Annotated in this window: 13 protein-coding genes; 11 read left to right on the top strand and 2 right to left on the bottom strand. The window is 56.4% G+C overall.

Annotation, left to right across the window (positions count from 1 at the left end):
* The first annotated feature begins 15 nt into the window (after positions 1-15).
* From ppdK to P7079_RS07005, 5 genes are all read left to right on the top strand, one after another.
* Positions 16-2,760 (top strand): pyruvate, phosphate dikinase, encoded by a 2,745-nt coding sequence (gene ppdK, locus P7079_RS07025; RefSeq protein WP_278012565.1) that lies wholly within the window; start codon positions 16-18, stop codon positions 2,758-2,760.
* A 246-nt stretch (positions 2,761-3,006) separates the two neighbouring features.
* Positions 3,007-3,228: a FeoA family protein gene (locus P7079_RS07020; RefSeq protein WP_278012564.1), complete on the top strand. Its 222-nt coding sequence runs from the start codon at positions 3,007-3,009 to the stop codon at positions 3,226-3,228.
* Complete coding sequence (gene feoB / locus P7079_RS07015; RefSeq protein WP_278012563.1) at positions 3,225-5,354, top strand: ferrous iron transport protein B; 2,130 nt, start codon at positions 3,225-3,227, stop codon at positions 5,352-5,354. Before P7079_RS07020 ends, feoB begins: the two co-directional genes overlap by 4 nt.
* Positions 5,345-5,590: a hypothetical protein gene (locus P7079_RS07010; protein ID WP_278012562.1), complete on the top strand. Its 246-nt coding sequence runs from the start codon at positions 5,345-5,347 to the stop codon at positions 5,588-5,590. Before feoB ends, P7079_RS07010 begins: the two co-directional genes overlap by 10 nt.
* A 161-nt stretch (positions 5,591-5,751) precedes the next feature.
* Positions 5,752-7,221, top strand: a complete 1,470-nt coding sequence (locus P7079_RS07005; protein ID WP_278012561.1) for a hypothetical protein — start codon at positions 5,752-5,754, stop codon at positions 7,219-7,221.
* Positions 7,222-7,276: 55 nt separating this feature from the next.
* Here the strand turns inward: P7079_RS07005 and P7079_RS07000 are convergent, their stop codons facing one another.
* Positions 7,277-8,215 carry an alpha/beta hydrolase gene (locus P7079_RS07000; RefSeq protein ID WP_278012560.1) on the bottom strand — a complete coding sequence of 313 codons (939 nt, stop codon included), beginning with the start codon at positions 8,213-8,215 and terminating at the stop codon, positions 7,277-7,279.
* 242 nt (positions 8,216-8,457) lie between these two features.
* On the opposite strand from P7079_RS07000, the gene P7079_RS06995 reads away from it, so the two are divergent.
* Positions 8,458-10,077, top strand: a complete 1,620-nt coding sequence (locus P7079_RS06995; protein ID WP_278012559.1) for a C40 family peptidase — start codon at positions 8,458-8,460, stop codon at positions 10,075-10,077.
* 150 nt (positions 10,078-10,227) lie between these two features.
* Here the strand turns inward: P7079_RS06995 and P7079_RS06990 are convergent, their stop codons facing one another.
* A complete protein-coding gene (locus P7079_RS06990) occupies positions 10,228-10,728 on the bottom strand; it encodes an inorganic diphosphatase (protein WP_278012558.1) in 501 nt (166 codons plus the stop codon).
* Between the two features lie 129 nt (positions 10,729-10,857).
* On the opposite strand from P7079_RS06990, the gene dacB reads away from it, so the two are divergent.
* From dacB to folE, 5 genes are all read left to right on the top strand, one after another.
* Positions 10,858-12,183, top strand: coding sequence for a D-alanyl-D-alanine carboxypeptidase/D-alanyl-D-alanine endopeptidase (dacB, locus tag P7079_RS06985; protein WP_278012557.1), 1,326 nt, complete (start codon positions 10,858-10,860; stop codon positions 12,181-12,183).
* Between the two features lie 25 nt (positions 12,184-12,208).
* Entirely contained in the window at positions 12,209-13,066 is an 858-nt protein-coding gene (locus P7079_RS06980) for a zinc-dependent metalloprotease (protein ID WP_278012556.1), read from the top strand.
* Positions 13,048-14,091, top strand: a complete 1,044-nt coding sequence (gene tilS / locus P7079_RS06975) for a tRNA lysidine(34) synthetase TilS (protein WP_278012555.1) — start codon at positions 13,048-13,050, stop codon at positions 14,089-14,091. The genes P7079_RS06980 and tilS overlap by 19 nt, the downstream gene beginning before the upstream one ends.
* A gap of 67 nt (positions 14,092-14,158) precedes the next feature.
* Positions 14,159-16,375 (top strand): ATP-dependent zinc metalloprotease FtsH, encoded by a 2,217-nt coding sequence (gene ftsH / locus P7079_RS06970; protein ID WP_278012554.1) that lies wholly within the window; start codon positions 14,159-14,161, stop codon positions 16,373-16,375.
* On the top strand, positions 16,365-16,937 hold the full coding sequence (folE, locus tag P7079_RS06965) for a GTP cyclohydrolase I FolE (RefSeq protein ID WP_278012553.1): 573 nt from the start codon (positions 16,365-16,367) through the stop codon (positions 16,935-16,937). Before ftsH ends, folE begins: the two co-directional genes overlap by 11 nt.

Here is a 16,937-nt window from a genome sequence, read left to right as displayed (position 1 = left end):
AACGGAGGGAATCATATGACGAAGTACGTATACGCGTTCGCCGAAGGCGACAAGGACATGAAGGATCTCCTCGGCGGTAAGGGTGCCAACCTTGCCGAGATGACCAAACTGGGAATGCCAGTGCCTCCTGGATTCACGATTACAACGCAGGCGTGCCGCACCTATCTCACCGACGGCGAGGTGCCAGATTCACTCAGCGTTGAAGTAACGAAGGCGATTCGCGATGTCGAGCAGGCAATGCACAAGGACCTCGGTGATAGTGGCAATCCGCTCCTTGTCTCGGTGCGTTCAGGAGCAAAGTTCTCCATGCCAGGAATGATGGAAACAGTGCTGAACATCGGTCTCAACGATGACTCTGTGGTAGGTCTGGCCCAGCAGTCAGGCAATGAGCGTTTCGCGTGGGATTCCTATCGCCGCTTGATTCAGATGTTCGGCAAGACTGTCATGGACGTCGATGGTGATCTCTTCTCAAACGCACTTCACAGTTTGCAAGAGCGCAAGGGATACAGCGGCGATCTCGATATGACCACAGAGGATCTGAAAGAACTCGTGGCTCAATACAAGGAGATCTTCCGCAATGCCACCGGCGAAGACTTCCCTCAAAACCCACGCAAGCAGCTTGATCTCGCCATTGAGGCAGTGTTCCGCTCCTGGAACACAGAACGTGCGCAAATCTACCGCCGTCGTGAGCACATCCCTCACGATCTCGGCACTGCTGTGAACGTTCAAACCATGGTGTTTGGAAACATGGGTGACGGCTCGGGAACCGGTGTGGCCTTCACCCGCGATCCATCGACAGGTCAATCAGGAACTTACGGTGACTACCTCGAAAATGCTCAGGGCGAAGACGTGGTTGCCGGTATTCGTAACACGCTCTCACTTGAGGACTTGGCGAAGATTGATCGTGCGGCATATGACAAGCTCATCTCGATTATGAAGACCCTCGAAACTCACTATCGTGACCTGTGCGATATTGAGTTCACTGTCGAGCGCGGTAAGTTGTGGATGCTCCAAACTCGCGTCGGCAAGCGCACGGCAGGAGCCGCCTTCCGTATTGCTGATCAGCTGGTGAGCGAGAAACTCATCACCCGCGATGAGGCCCTGACCCGAGTCACTGGCGCTCAGTTAACGTCGTTGCTCTTCCCGCAGTTTGATCGCTCGTCGGCGCCGACGCCGGTCTCGACGGGTATGCCTGCGTCGCCAGGTGCCGCAGTGGGCGAGATTGTGATGGATAACGCAACCGCCGTCGAAAGGACCGAAGCTGGCGCATCCGTCATCCTCGTTCGCCGTGAAACAAACCCTGACGATCTGCAGGGTATGGTCGTCTCCTCGGGCGTGCTGACAGCTCGCGGCGGCAAGACCTCCCACGCGGCCGTTGTGGCACGCGGCATGGGAAGAACCGCAGTGGTCGGCGCTGAAGATCTCCTGGTGAACGAAGCAGAAGGGACATTGATAATCAAGTCCTCAGGCCTTGAACTCAAGGTCGGTGACGTGATTTCGATTGACGGCACCACTGGCGAGATCTTCCAAGGAGCAGTGCCGGTATCGGATTCTCCGGTGACGACATACATCGCCCACGGACTGGAAGCTGGTTTGGCGGCGTCGGAAGATCAGGACACGGAGGAACTGGTCACTGCTGTCCACCATATTCTGACGCACGCTGATAAGACCGCCACAATGAAGGTTCGTGCGAATGCTGATACTCCTGAAGATGCTCAACGCGCTCGCGATTTCGGTGCTACCGGAATTGGCCTGACCCGCACTGAGCATATGTTCTTGGGAGATCGCCGCGTCCTTATCGAACGCTTGGTTCTGGCAAAGAACCAAGAAGAGCGCGAGGCTGTGTTTAGCGAGCTTCTGCCTCTCCAGCGAGAGGACTTCAAGGGAATCTTCCTGGCAATGAATGGCCTACCGGTGACTGTCCGCTTGATTGATCCCCCACTGCACGAGTTCCTTCAGGACCTCACGGAGGCGAAGGTTAAACTTGCTGCCAAGACGGCTCGGGGCGAAGAGGTCACTGACGATGAGCGTCAGATGATGGCGGCAATTGAGGCAAATCACGAACAGAACCCGATGCTAGGTCTGCGTGGCGTGCGCCTTGGGCTGAAGATGCACGGCCTGTTCGAGATGCAAGTTCGCGCAGTTGCCGAGGCGACCGCTGCACTCATTAAGGAAGGCAAGGATCCTCGTTCTGAGGTGATGGTTCCTCTGATTGGCTCAGTGCGTGAAATGCAGATCGTTCGAGATCGCTCCGAAGCAGTGGTACGTCAGGTTGCGCAAGAGCAAGGTGTTGAACTCAACATCCCTATCGGCAACATGATTGAGCTTCCGCGTGCGGCGGTCACGGCTGATCGCATTGCTGCAGAGTCGGACTTCTTCTCCTTCGGCACGAATGACCTGACTCAAACCACGTGGGGCTTCTCTCGCGACGACGTCGAAGGCGCCTTCTTCAAGGAGTACTTCGATGAGGGCATCTTCGGTATTTCACCGTTTGAGACCATTGACCAGAAGGGCGTCGGCGCGATGGTCCAGATGGGGGTTGAGCGTGGGCGGTCAACGAAACCGGGGATGAAGATGGGGGTCTGTGGTGAACACGGTGGTGATCCAATGTCGATCCACTTCTTCCAGGCGGCAGGAATTTCCTATGTGTCATGCTCTCCATTCCGCGTACCGATTGCTCGCCTTGAGGCTGCGCGCGCTGAAGTCCACAACGAGTCTGAGATCGCTGATTATCAGGGCGAAGGTTACGCTACTGCGTGATCGTGGACTGATCTGATATTTCGTCAGTGATGAACCGACACTGGGCGGCGAGAAAAATCTCGCCGCCCAGTTATGTGATGAAACACTTTCGAAAATCGAGAACTGAGCGTACCCTAAGTTTATTGTGTCATTGTGACCAGCAGGTGTAATAAAAACCATTATCCTGTGCGGTCGGAAAAACTGGCTTTCGAGCCACACGCTGGGAGTAAATCGCTCGCCAGTTCGTAGATGAGAGACGGAGGACCGATGCTCCTGAGTGACTGCCCAACCAAGGTAGCTCTTCGCCTCACCGAAATTTCACTTCCCGAAAACTCGGTGTTGCGCATGAACGAGCTGGGCGTGCGACCGGGTGCCCGAGCATGGGTCACCCACCGCACGCTCGCAGGACTGGTGCTCAATGTTTCTGGATCGCGAGTGGCGATCGATCATGTCTCTGCGCGCAAGATCAGCGCACAGGAGTGCGCGTGAAACGAACTGTCCACAACAGTGTGTCCACCGGCGTCGGCGCGCCAACGATCGCGCTGGTGGGAAACCCTAACGTCGGAAAATCAACTCTTTTTAACGCCATTACCGGTCTTCACCAAAAAACGGTGAATGCTCCAGGAACCACCGTCGAAGTGCAATCTGGAACGTGGGATGCCCTGGGGGTTCGGGTTCTCGATTTGCCCGGTACGTACTCTCTTCTCCCAGCAAGCCCGGATGAGAAAGTGGTGTCCGACCACCTCGCGTCGGCTCCAGGAACGTTGACTGATCCGGCACGCTACCGCGGAGTTGACCTCGTCTTGGCAGTTCTCGACGGTGGCTCGTTGACGCGCTCGCTCTACTTGCTCGCGCAAATCGGTCACACAGGTCTTCCTGTCGCCGTCGTCGTGACAATGGCCGACGTGGCACATTCCAATGGGCGCGAGCTTGATCCGGACGTCCTCGCTTGTCATCTTGGTGTGCCTGTCATGCTCGCTGATCCGCGTGACCGTCGTGTTGCTGACGCTGTTACCACATTTACTCGCGCCGCTTTGGCTGCTCCTTCCACTCTTCGTGGTGTGACCCCCGATCCTCTGGCTCCCGGTTTTCCGGCTCCCGCCGGGCTCCCACTTTTGTCTGAGACCACGACTGGTAAGAATTGCTCGCGCGGATCTAGCTGTTCGTGTGGAGAGAGTGCGTCTGCTGGCCTTGATCTGGAAAATGATGCATCGCAGTTGCCTGACCTTCAACGTGCGCAGGAGCTCTTTGCATGGGTGGAGCAAATCGAAGCGAGCCTCGGTGGCGACATTCCACAACCGGTGGACACAGCCTCCGATAAGGTTGATCGTGTTCTCCTTAATCCTGTGATCGGGCCAGCGCTGTTCTTAGCACTGATGTGGCTGTCCTTCAAACTTGCGGGTGAATGGATTGGTCCTGCCCAAGATGCCTTTGACGCGATTTTTTCTTCGACCGATCCAGGAGCGTTCTCCCTTGCCAACGGTTTGGGCTGGTTGCTCGATACTCTTGGTGCGAACGCGCCGTGGCTCAGTTCGTTCCTGATTTCGGGTGTGGCCACTGGCGCCGGCGTCGTCGCATCATTTGTGCCGCTCATCGCCGTGATCTTTGTGGTGATCTCGCTTCTGGAAGATACCGGGTATATGGCGCGTGTGGCGTTCCTGGGGGATCGCCTCATGCGAAAAATTGGTCTCGATGGACGCGTGATCCTGCCCTTAATCATGGGATTTGGCTGTAATGTACCGTCGTTATCGGCTGCTCGGAGCTTGCCAAGTTCGACACAACGACTCATTACTGTTCTCATCACGCCCTACACCTCGTGTGCTGCGAGACTGACGATCGACCTCATGGTGGCGAAAATTTTCTTCCCCTCTCATGCCGGCACGGTCGTCTTCTCAATGTATGTGGCCTCAATGGTGGCAGTTGTTGCCGGCGCTGCAGTCCTGAAGCGCTGGTTGGGACGTGATTACTCCTCGTCGCCTCTCATGCTCATTCTTCCTGCGTATCAAGTACCGCGGGTATGGTTACTCGTGCGCGCTGTGGTAGTTCGAACCTGGGCGTTTGTTCGTTCGGCAGGCAAGATCATCCTTGTGATGACGCTGGGTGTGTGGTTGCTGTCATCAATCCCCACCTCGAACAAGTATTCTTTCGCCGATGAGAGTATGCCGATGTCTGATTCTGCGTATGGCCAGGTGGCAAAGGTACTAGAGCCAGTCTTCACTCCCGCTGGTTTCGGCGATTGGCACATGACGGGCGCTCTCATGACAGGCTTTGTCGCAAAGGAAACGGTTGTGTCGTCAATCGTTGCCTCCTACAACATGGATCCGTCCGCTGCTGGCGACGCCGAAGAAAATGGTGACGATCTCGGTGCGTTGCCGACGCTTCTGACTGAAACGTTCACCGCCAGTGCTGGCGAAGGGTACCAGGGGCTTGCTGCCTATTCGTTCCTTCTTTTCGTGCTTCTCTACACCCCGTGTTTAGCGACAGTTGCAGAACAGGCCCGATTGATTGGAGGCCGACGCACTGTGGTGGCGGTTGTTGTTCAACTGGTGGTTGCCTGGATGATCGCGGTGGGGGTATTCCAGATCGGCTCGCTGATACTTGGTGCATGGCGATGAACGCTTTCGAGCAAGTACTTGCGGAACTCCAGATAGGCGGAGCGGTTCCCGCAATCGCCCGCCGTGTTGGGGTCTCGGAAGTGTTCGTCTGCGTCGTGCTTGATCACGTTCGGCGGCTCGGTCTGGCCGACTCTGCACAGTCGCTGTGTGTATCGGGAACGGGTGCGTGTGGGCCACACGGAGCGCGAACTGATCAAGCGCGTCTTGCATGTGCCGGGTGCGCTTTTGCAAAGTGAAGAACGACTCCGATAGGACTTTTCCGCAGGTGCGAGCGGTGTACGCTCGTGCTGGGAAGTTTTGCACATGTGGTAGCTCGAAAGTGGCAGTAAATAGCGCTATTGTTGGCAATGGGTACAGGTAGCGCTAGTAAGTGCTAGCGAAATGAAAGGGTGGCACGGTGGCTGTATTTGCACTTGAGAATGGACGGTTAGTGGCAGCTCCGTCCCATCCGCAACTCAGTGCAGAACAAACCGCTCAACTTCTTGCTGCAGTATCGACTGAGGCAGTGGCCCTTCTCGATCACCCCTTATTTGAGGTGGGGTGGGTGAGTTCCGATGTCCGTGGTGGTTCCCAAGAATCGTTGATCGCTCTGGATCCTTCGGGGCAAGTCGTGACTATTGAAGTTCACGAATTTTTAGATGCCGACGGCCTTCTTTCCTCTCTGGCGCGCGCAGGTCGTCACGCTGATTTTACTCGCGCACGCCTGGCAGCCCTCTTTGGAGGCGAGCGTAACTTCACCAGTGAGTTCCAGAATTTTATCGACACCACTACTCCTGTGACGCGCGGTGGCCCACGCTTGTTCCTCTTCGCCAGCGAAGTTGCGCAGGATGTTCTCGCTCCACTCGCTGCTCTCGGAGGTCAAGGTGTTGAGGCGAACCGTATCATTCTTCACGACGGTGCAAACGGTGTACTGGTTGAACTGGCAAAGATCGTTCGTGAAATTCCCGGCATTCTGACCCCAGCACGAACAGTTGTGGAAGTCGAAGCTGGCGCGTCACAAGAAGCTGAGGAAAGTCCCTGGCATATTACTGGCTGGAATTCCGCTGATGTTCCGCGGCCTGCGAGGTACACGCCTCCTGTGAAGCAAAAGCCTGTTTCCGAAGAAGAAAATCCCGTCTTGGTGGCGATGGAGAAAGAGACCACAAAGTCTGTTCCTCATATGGATCCCCAGGAAATGGCTGAGTACACCTCGGATGATGCCTCAAGTGTGCGAACCGATACCGCCATTATGTTGGCTGAGCTTTCTGAGGGTGGGTTCGAAGCTGTTCAGCCTCTCGAAGGCGATGAGCCGGCTGAAGGCACAGTCTTGTCTGCTCATGCTGGGAAAAACAATGCGGATCCGGTAATGGATGGCGATCATTTGGGGAATACCAAGGAAAAGCCGGCAGGCCCCCAACTCGAAGCGTTGATGTACGAGGAAACTCGTCGGGCTGCACGCCGTCCAGAACAGCGCCTGTGGGATGATGCTGCGCCGGAGGCAAACGAACACCAGATCTTTGACGAGGGTGCGTCCGCGCGCGAAGCTGAAGCAGCTGTTGCCCGTGCTGCATACGAACATCCTCACGGATGGAGCAACTCGCACCGTTCTCAAGAAAAGACATCCGTCACCAGCGAGCAGAACGGACATGAGGCTCTTGTTCGAATCGCAGCTCAAGTCAATGCTCCAGCGACGGTCCGTTGGTACTCACGACGTCGTGGAATCGATGTTCAGATGACGCTGACTGAGTCTGGCTTCCTGCGTGGCGAGGACGGCACCGAATATGCAACAGCTCAAGAAGCTGCCGACGCCGTAGGCGCCGGGAAGTACCGCAATGCGTGGCTTGTGTGGCAACTCGATTCGGGCCAGCGTTTAGCAGACTTTTTGTGATGTGAATACGGCAAGCGCCGTTTACCCCATTCACAACACATATTCTCTGCGGCGGCTACCGCGTGACGTAGGCGTCCACCCACGTTCTGATTTCTGAAATGGCACGTGCGCGCACATCGTCGTCGGAAAGGAGAACGTCATGAATGGCGCCCTGAATTTTGACCAACGTGACGTGTGATCCCAGGCCGGCTACACGTTTCCAAATCTGTTCAACGTCGAGCACCACATCGCACTGTGTCGCCTGCTCGGGTGTCGGAGAAGAAATTGCAGACTTTGCAGACGTCAGGACGAGGGTAGGGCACTCGATCCCCAACCCCAGCGCCACTTGTTGGTGGCCTTCTGCGATTGCGCGGAGCCACCCCACATAAACTGGGAACGACGGTGTGTGCCGATAGCGTGGATCGGGATTCCATCGCGTGAGAGTGGATGAATACACCCCGGTGTCGGGAACCGGAACGTAGGTTGAGGGTGCCATTTTGTAAATTGCCTCGATGAGTGGGCGACCAGCCACGCGGGTACTACTCCATCCTTGATATTCGAGCCAGGGGGAGTTGAGGACCAGGCCATCAAGTGCGTCGGGGTGACGCGAAGCCCACAGTGACGCGGTAAGCCCGCCAGTTGAATGTCCGTAGAGGATGAACGGGATATCGGTGCCGACTTCCTCATGGATGACGTCGAGTGCGGCGTGTATTTCTTCGTCGTAGGAAGAAAGACTTTCGATATACCCCCAGGTCTGTCCCTCGCGCCACGACCGCCCATAGCGGCGTAAGTCGATCGCGTAAAAAGCGCCGCCGGCATCCATCACAGCCTCGGAATGGGGAAGTTGGTAGAAGTAATCATTCCAACCATGGATCGCGAGCACAACGAAACGGGGATGTGCCACCGGTGACGATGGCCGTGTGAGGGTTGCCACAACAGGCCCGCAATCGTCGTCGTGAAGGGGGAGGGTGGTCTGTACGTACCCGCTGATCATGTCGTTTTCCCACGTTCGCATATCCCTACTGTACTGGCGGCGGAACAAAGATAGCACTACATTTTCCACGTTTGACGACACTGAACGAAACAAAAGAGCATCAAACGGCTTTCCTGTGACAAATGAGTTTTTTGGGAATTTTGGGGGAGCTGTTTCCTTTTGTAAAGAATTGTTATATTCTCGATTTTGGTTCAGATATTTGATCCGGTTCACCGGGTCAAGCGCACACGCCGTCAACCGTCGGCGGATGGAGGAAAATTCACGTGAAACGAGCAGTGAAATATGGGTTGCTGTCGTTGACTGCCTTCACGGTAGCCGCTGGTGGTGTTCAGCTGGCGAGCGCCGACCCTACAACTGACGATGAAGTCAGAGATGCCCATTCCGCACAGGCACAAACACAGAGCGAGCTGTCGCACGTAGAGAATGAGCTCGCACAGCTTTCCGCGCAGTCCTCACAGCTTGAAGAAGCGGCTGCACGTGCGCAGGCTCAAGCTGTGCGCGCCGAAGGTGACATGAACGCGGCTGTGAACAGTGCAATGGACTCCCAAGAAAAGGCGAACGCAGCGAAAGCAGACGTTGAGCGCGCTCGCGGCGAGCTTGGCAATGTCTCGAAGGCGATGTATCAAAATTCTGCTGCGGGAATTCAGTCTTCTTTCTACTTCATGGGTGCCGATTCCTTGGCTCAGGCTCAGGTGAAGCAGCGTGCCTTCGGTACCCTTGCCTCCCACGTTGACTCCACAGTTCAGGCGTTCCAGGCTCTTCTCGACATTGCGACTGCGCTTCAGAAGAAAGCCGACGCTGCAGCGCAGGCTGCAACCGCCGTCGCGCAGCGGGTTGGATCGACAGCGGATGCGGCACAGGCCGCGTCAGATGCCGTCACCGCTCAGCTTGCAACGGCTTCAGCCCGGCGTGGTCAGCTAGCCGGTGTCCTCGCCGCACAGAAGGGCACTACAGCTGATCTTGAGGCGAAGCGACTTGACGAGCTTGAGGCCGAGCGCGTGGCACGATCCAAGGCGGCAGCGGCAGAAATTGTTGAACAGGCTCGCCTCGATAACGAAGAGCGTGCCAAGGGCGTAGCTGATCAGGCTCGCCAAGAAGCTGCGGTTGAGGCGGCCGCCACCAAGGCGGCAGCAAAGTCAGCTCAGGAGAGCGCTCAAGCGGCCGCGCAGGCAGCGGCCGACGCCGACGCCGCGACCAAGGCTGTGAAGGAAAAGGAAGCTGCGCAGGCAGCAGCTTTTGCCCAGGCGACTGCGCAGAAGGCCCAACGTGCTGAGGCTGAAAAAGCTGAGCGTGAGCGTTTGGCTCAAGAGGCCCGTGAGCGTGCCGAAGCGCAGCGAGCAGCTGCCGAGCGTGCTGCGGCGGAAAAGGCTGCAGCTCAAGCGCGCGATAAGGCTGAGCGAGAAGCTGCACAGAAACGTGCTGCCGAGCGTGCTGCGGCGGAAAAGGCTGCCCGTGAGCACATGCAACGTCAGGCGCAAGCAAAAGCAGCGGCACGCAAAGCGGCACAAAAGTCGTCGAACTCGGGTTCAACTTCAGCCAGTGGATCGTCCGTTGTCTCTTACGCGCGCCAGTTTGAAGGCGTGCCGTACGTCTGGGCTGGTACTTCGCCAAACACCGGTTGGGACTGCGTGGGATTCGTTTGGTACGTCTACCAGAAATTTGGTATCACCACTCCTCGTCGCACAGGCTCGTATGTGAACCAATTCTGGGGTGATTATCGCCAGGTTCCTGCCTCTCAGGCTCGTCCTGGAGATGTGCTGTGGTGGCCGGGACATGTTGGGCTCTATACCGGAAACGGTATGCATATCGCTGCATGGAACCCATCAATGGGGACTCAAGAGCGTGCAGTGTGGGGTAAGCCCGTGTACCTGCGCGTTGGATGATTTCATACTTTTCCAATGGGAGGCCCCGCTCGCACAGCAGGGGTCTCCTCGTATTTTCTCCGACTTTCGAGGTATAGGAGGGATAAAAGGCGTGAAAAGGGGCGGGCAACTTTCATCGTTGCCCGCCCCTTTTCATGCGCTTTTGTGCGTTCAGTGCTTATCGTAGTATCCAGTTTCTTCGGCCCGCTTGAATGAACGCTCAATCTCAGCTTCGGCTTCAGCGCGACCGACCCAGTGTGCACCTTCAACTGATTTACCTGGCTCAAGATCCTTGTAGACCTCAAAGAAGTGCTGAACTTCCAGGCGGTGGAACTCGGAAACGTCGTCAATTTCCGTACGCCATGATGCGCGTTGATCGCCGGTTGGTACGCACAAAACCTTGTCATCGCCGCCAGCTTCATCGCTCATGCGGAACATGCCCAGCGCACGGCAACGAATCACGCAACCAGGAAATGTGGACTCTTCCAGCAAGACCAGAGCGTCAAGCGGATCGCCGTCTTCGCCAAGCGTTCCGTCGATGAATCCGTAGTCATCGGGGTAACGAGTAGAGGTAAAGAGCATACGATCCAGGCGGATGCGGCCGGTTTCGTGATCCACCTCGTACTTGTTCCGGTTCCCCTTGGGGATCTCAATCGTGACGTCGAACTCCATGGCGTTCCTTTGCTCGATAAGTATTTTCTTCATCGAAATTGTAACGCGCATTTAGGCCCTGCGTCCCGTATGTGTCAACTTTGTGCCCTCCCTCGCTCCTTGTGTGGCGAAGTGTGACACTATGGAGGGGTGAAATCACGCGTTCTTATTTCAGTTTGTGCTCTTGTGCTGGGTGGGTATGCGATAGCTGATGCCTGGGATGTGGTTCCGGGGATCCTCACTGTCGCTCCTGCACAAACCCCAGCTGCGCCCTACGCGGCTCCGACGTCGGTGGACTCGCGTTTTGTTCCGGCACCGCCGTCGTCTGCGCAGGTTGAGAAAGCGATCGAGAAATTCGTGAAGAATGGGCGTTTTTCGGGACATGCCTCGATTGCTGTTGCGGACCCGCTTACTGGTCAGACGATTGCCGAATACAACCCCACGCAGCCGACTACTCCGGCGTCGAACATGAAACTTGTGACCGCGTTGACAGCTCTGAATGTTCTCGGCCCGCAGCGTACCTTACCAACCACAACTGCGCTGGCCGGAAACACCGTCTACCTCGTTGGCGGGGGAGACACTCTTCTGAGCGCGGGCCCAGGCGATCCGCATGTTACTGAAGGTCGGGCATCAATTGAGCAACTTGCGCGCCACACAGCGGCTGAACTGAAAAAGAGTGGAACACGCAAAGTCAACATCGCCGTTGACTCTTCGCTCTTCGAAGGTGCCTCCTACCACCATGACCTTGACAAAGGCGATTACATCTACGTCATGGAATTGCAACCGATCGCAATCGATGAGGGGCGAGTGAATGGCAAATACGCTCCTCATCCCGATCTTCGTGCGGCCCAGGCATTTGCTCGTGCCCTCACTAAGGCGGGAATTGAAGCAGGCGAGCCTCAGCGAGCCACCGCTCCTTCGGATGCGCGCGCTCTTGCAACCGTTGAGTCTGCTCCGGTGCGTGAACTAGTGGAATTGATGCTCAAGCAGTCAGATAACACCATCGCCGAAGCCCTAGGTCGGCTTGTCGCCAAAGAAAAAGGGCAACCAGCGACGTTCGAAGGGGCGGCGACGGCGGCGAAGGAATACTTGCGTGAGCTTGGGTGCGATGTCACAGGTGCCGTGTTTTCTTCGAGTTCGGGCCTTTCAACCACGGATCGGCTCACGGCCCGGCTCCAATCACAAATTCTCTTACACGTGTGGAATCAACCCTCTGCCTCAGCAATTGGCCCAGGACTGCCAATCTCGGCGCTCGATGGCACGTTGAGGAAACGCATGATTGGCACAGATTTGGCCGGTATTGTCCGGGCCAAAACCGGGACCTTAATTACCGCCAATTCTCTATCCGGCTACATGCAAACGGCAAAGGGGCAACCGCTTGTGTTCTCGGTGCTCATTGACAACATCACAGAAGGAGCTTCGCCGGGAATGCGCTCGGTGATTGATTCTTTCCTTGCTGATTTGTACGCGTTGTGATCGCGCTGCGCGGTAATCTGGAGCTATGACGGTTTCTTGGCTTCATCACACTCTCGCTTCGGTGGTTGCCGGCCCCGGCCCATCCGCAAGCGACGCATCGGCACGTGCAATTGTGGCTGACTTGCGTCAGCAGGCCAAGAGAGCCCCCGAAATTGTGCGCGAAGTATCGGGCCTTAAGCATTGCGACATCGAGGATGTGCGTATCGACGTCGTCTCTCGTTTGGGATGGGTGAGCCGCGCACGAGAGAGCGTGCAGACGATGCTGAAAATTGTCGATCATCCGGTGGGAGATCTGGCATTAACTCCAACACTCGCATTGGCAGCTCGCCGCGTGCTGGGACAGTTTGACCCCTTTGCTCGCGAACCGCGATTGACGCTTGTTGCCCCAAACGTTTATCAACTGCGTGAGATGTTCGATTTGGACCGACGTGATCTGGCGCTGTGGGTCAGCGTTCACGAAATGACACATGCCATCCAATTCGCCGCTGCACCGTGGCTGAAGGACGTGATCATTTCGCGCTTTCGCCAGACTCTGGCAGACAAATCGGGGGCACGTGACGATCTCATCGCTGTGCTGTCATTGCTCGAAGGGCACGCACAATTTGTGATGAATTCTGTGCCCTCTTCACTGATCCCATCTCGTCGTCCACTGTCCAAAGCTCTTCAGACTCGTCGGAAAATCAAGGGCAAACTGGAAACGATACTGAGTGATTGGGCGGGACTGGCCCACAAACTTGCACAGTATGACCTGGGCGAAAACTTCGTCAAAGCTGTCGTTGCCGAAGGGGGAATGAACAGGTTAAACAAAGTCTGGCAAAATCCTCTTCATCTTCCTCTCAACGCTGAGCTTGAATCACCGCAACTGTGGCTGGCCCGAGTATGAGTTTCCCTGCTCCACAACTCAGCGCAGTTCGTCACGCCCTCTTGCGTTCGCTTCCCGACGTCGGTGAGCATGTTGTTATCGGGGTGTCGGGTGGAGCCGACTCAATGGCATTGGTGGCGGGGGCATCGTGGGCGGCGGCACGCACCGGACAACGTATTCTCGCCCTCGTCGTTGACCACGGGGTACGCGAGGAAAGTACACAAGAAGCTCGCCAAGTTACGCAATTTTTGTGCCACGAAGATATTGAGGCTCGATGTGTACGCGTCGATCTTCCTTCGCTCGGAGGCCCCGAAGGTGCTGCCCGCGAGGCTCGCTACGCTGCGCTCGCGGATGCGGCTCGTGAGGTGTGCCCACAACAGCCTGCAGTTTTTGTTGGACACCATGCGTGTGATCAAGCGGAAACGGTTCTGCTCGGACTCACTCGTGGCTCTGGTGCGAACTCGCTTGCGGGGATGCGGGCAGTGGCTCACGTTCCTGGTGCTCCTGACGTCGCCCTCTACCGGCCTCTTCTTCACTTGCGCAAGGAAGAACTCGAAGCTGCGGTTGCGGCCCTTGGCTGGCCCATCGTCACCGATCCAAGCAATGCCCTCGATGGTCCCTGGCGCACCGCAGCGGGTGAACCGCTCACCCGCGCCCGGATCCGTCACGAAATCCTGCCCGCACTCGGGCAACTTTCCGGCGACGTCGTAGGAGCACTGGCACGGACGGCGCGGCTCTTGGCCGACGACGTCGAGGTGCTTGATGCGCTTGGACGTCAGGCGCTTGAGGAGGTGAGCTGCGGTGAGGGCGTCGTTGATGCCAAGATGCTTGCACGCCAGCCACGCGCAGTGCGCACTCGTGCATTGCGTTTGGCTGCGTTTGATGCGGGAGCTCGTCCGGGGGAATTGAGGTACGTACACATTGACGCCCTCGATGACCTTGTGACACATCCAGCAGGTGGAAAAGTTGTGGAACTTCCGGGAGCACGGGCGCAAAAAAATCGTGGGAAGATCACGTTTTCCTCAGTAGTTACGCTAACAAAGTAGCGCATCGATGTGTTGTGGTCCCATGAAGTAAAATGGAGGGGTTATTTCCATAATCACGGAGGAAAAATTGAGCGAGAATCAGCCCCAGGACACCGGGCGCCAGGATAACGAGCAGGTAGAGAAAATGCTGCCTGATCGCAAAGAAATTCGCAGGTCAAATCGCGAATATAACCAGTCGTCGAAGCGTCCGAAGCACTCGATTTTCAGTCATCATGACAAGGATGATGACGATGCTCCCGAACTGACGAAAGAGCAGGAAGAAGAACAACGTCGAAAGCAACGGCGGACGATTTGGGGTGGTATTGTCCTCATCGCGTTGATCGCTGGATCGCTCGTGTATTTCCTCAACCCCGGCGGGTACACCTCAATCAAAACGTCGCAAGGCATCGAAGTTTTGGAAAAGGGTGACATCAAGAACATTCAGGTGACCGATGGGTCCCAGGTTGTTCAGGTACTGCTCAACAAGGAAGTTGTCCCTGTCTCCCTTGAAGGGGATAAGGGGAGCGCAACGAAGAAAATCCAATTCCAGTACATTGATCCCCAAGCGGAAAAGGTCTCGGGCCTGATCGAAAAAGCCAAGAGCTCTCACGGTTACGATGCCACGGTGCCCGTGCAGTCGTTCCTTGGCGGACTTATTTCACTCATGTTCCCCATGTTGGTGATCGTGGCGCTGTTCTTCTGGCTCTTCCCTAAGATGCAGCAGGGCATGGGACAATTCGGCAAGATCAAGGGCGACGGTGTCGAATCTGACCTCCCGGAGATCACCTTTGCTGATGTTGCAGGCGAAGACGAAGCTGTTGAGGAACTTGCTGAGATCAAGGAATTCCTCGCGACGCCGGGTAAATTCCGCAAAATGGGCGCTAAGATCCCGCGTGGTGTCTTGCTTTACGGCCCTCCAGGAACGGGAAAGACGCTCCTCGCAAAGGCTGTTGCCGGAGAAGCTGGCGTTCCTTTCTTCCATATTTCTGCCTCTGAGTTTGTCGAAATGTTCGTCGGCGTGGGTGCATCGCGCGTGCGTGACTTGTTCTCCAAGGCGAAGAAGCAGGCTCCGGCAATTATTTTCGTTGACGAAATTGATGCTGTTGGACGAAACCGTGGTGCTGGTATCGGCGGCGGAAATGACGAACGTGAACAGACTCTGAACCAGCTCCTGGTTGAGATGGATGGCTTTGACGATCGTACGTCCGTGATCGTTATTGCAGCGACTAACCGTCCCGATGTCCTTGATCCTGCGCTCTTGCGCCCGGGACGATTTGATCGCCAAATTGCGGTGGATGCTCCTGATCTCAGTGGACGCCTCGAAATTCTCAAGGTACATGCTAAGGGAAAGCCGATCGCTGAGGATGTCACCTTAGATGCGGTGGCCCGTCGTACTCCGGGGTTCTCTGGTGCTGACTTGGCCAATGTACTCAACGAATCTGCCCTGCTCGCGGCTCGTCGAGGTCATGAGAAGATCACTGAGGATGACATTGATGAAGCAATTGACCGTGTGGTTGCTGGCCCGCAGCGTCGCACCCGTGTGATGAGCCCGCAAGATAAGCGCATGACTGCTTACCACGAGGGTGGTCACGCAGTGGCTGCCGCCGCGTTGAACCACACCGATCCAGTGACGAAGGTGACGATTCTTCCTCGTGGTCGAGCACTGGGGTACACCATGGTGATGCCAGCTGAGGATAAGTATTCGGTGTCGCGTAACGAGCTTCTTGACCAAATGGTGTACGCGATGGGTGGACGTTTGGCTGAGGAAATCGTATTCCATGATCCGTCAACCGGCGCTTCAAACGACATTCAAAAGGCCACATCGATCGCTCGCAAGATGGTGGCAGAATACGGTATGAGCGCGCGCGTTGGTGCTGTTCGTTTCACTGCCGATGAATCGGATCCGATGACGCGCATGGGTGGAGGATCGTCGCGCGATTACTCTGATTCCACCGCTAGCGTCATTGACGAGGAAGTGCGACAGCTCCTTGAAACAGCGTCGCAAGAGGCATGGGAAGTCATTATGAACAATCGCCATGTCCTTGATCGCCTTGCCGAACGCCTCCTGGAAAAGGAAACAGTTCTCGAAGCAGAGTTGAAGGACATCTTCGCTGATATTGTCAAAGCTCCTGCGCGCGAGCAGTGGCTGTCAGCGCAAACCCGCCCGGTTTCAGACCTACCGCCGGTCGATATTCCTGCTTCGGCGTCGGCAGATGACAGGCACGACGATCCTGTGAAGGGGATTGGCCCCGTGGACGGCACGGTCGGCCCGGTTGCCGAACCAGAGGCTGGCGATGAGCGCTAAATACGATGCCGACGGCGTAGAAAGAGCAGTGCGTGACCTCCTGATCGCAATCGGAGAGGACCCTGATCGCGATGGTCTCGCTGATACGCCAGCTCGTATGGGGCGTGCTTACGCTGAAATTTTTGCGGGACTGGGCACTGACCCGTCTGAGGTTCTTGATACTGTCTTCGATATCGGTCATCAAGAGCTCATCCTGGTCAAGGACATTCCGTTTTATTCGATGTGTGAGCATCATCTGCTTCCTTTCTTCGGTGTGGCCCATGTGGGATACATCCCTGGGGAAAGCGGACGAGTGACGGGGCTGAGCAAGCTTGCGCGCCTCGTCGAAGGATATGCTCGCCGTCCTCAAGTCCAAGAGCGCCTGACGACGCAGGTGGCTGACGCGCTCGTCAAGCGACTCACTGCGCGTGGCGTGATTGTTGTGATCGAAGCCGAACACATGTGCATGACCATGCGCGGTGTAAAAAAACCCGGTTCAAAGACCACCACGAGCGCAGTGCGCGGATGGCTCCGCGATGGTGCTGCGCGCGCTGAGGCCATGAGCCTGATTCAATCGAGGTGA

The organism is Arcanobacterium canis, assembly GCF_029625435.1.
GTDB classification, from domain to species: domain Bacteria; phylum Actinomycetota; class Actinomycetes; order Actinomycetales; family Actinomycetaceae; genus Arcanobacterium; species Arcanobacterium canis.
This window is presented reverse-complemented; position numbering and strand designations above follow the sequence as displayed.

Bases quoted from the DNA above. Each gene is read 5' to 3' on its own strand.
- P7079_RS06990 (WP_278012558.1), bottom strand. From the start codon at position 10,728: ATGGAGTTCGACGTCACGATTGAGATCCCCAAGGGGAACCGGAACAAG.
- P7079_RS07000 (WP_278012560.1), bottom strand. From the start codon at position 8,215: ATGCGAACGTGGGAAAACGACATGATCAGCGGGTACGTACAGACCACC.
- P7079_RS06980 (WP_278012556.1), top strand. From the start codon at position 12,209: ATGACGGTTTCTTGGCTTCATCACACTCTCGCTTCGGTGGTTGCCGGC.
- P7079_RS07010 (WP_278012562.1), top strand. From the start codon at position 5,345: ATGGCGATGAACGCTTTCGAGCAAGTACTTGCGGAACTCCAGATAGGC.
- ppdK (WP_278012565.1), top strand. From the start codon at position 16: ATGACGAAGTACGTATACGCGTTCGCCGAAGGCGACAAGGACATGAAG.
- P7079_RS07020 (WP_278012564.1), top strand. From the start codon at position 3,007: ATGCTCCTGAGTGACTGCCCAACCAAGGTAGCTCTTCGCCTCACCGAA.
- folE (WP_278012553.1), top strand. From the start codon at position 16,365: ATGAGCGCTAAATACGATGCCGACGGCGTAGAAAGAGCAGTGCGTGAC.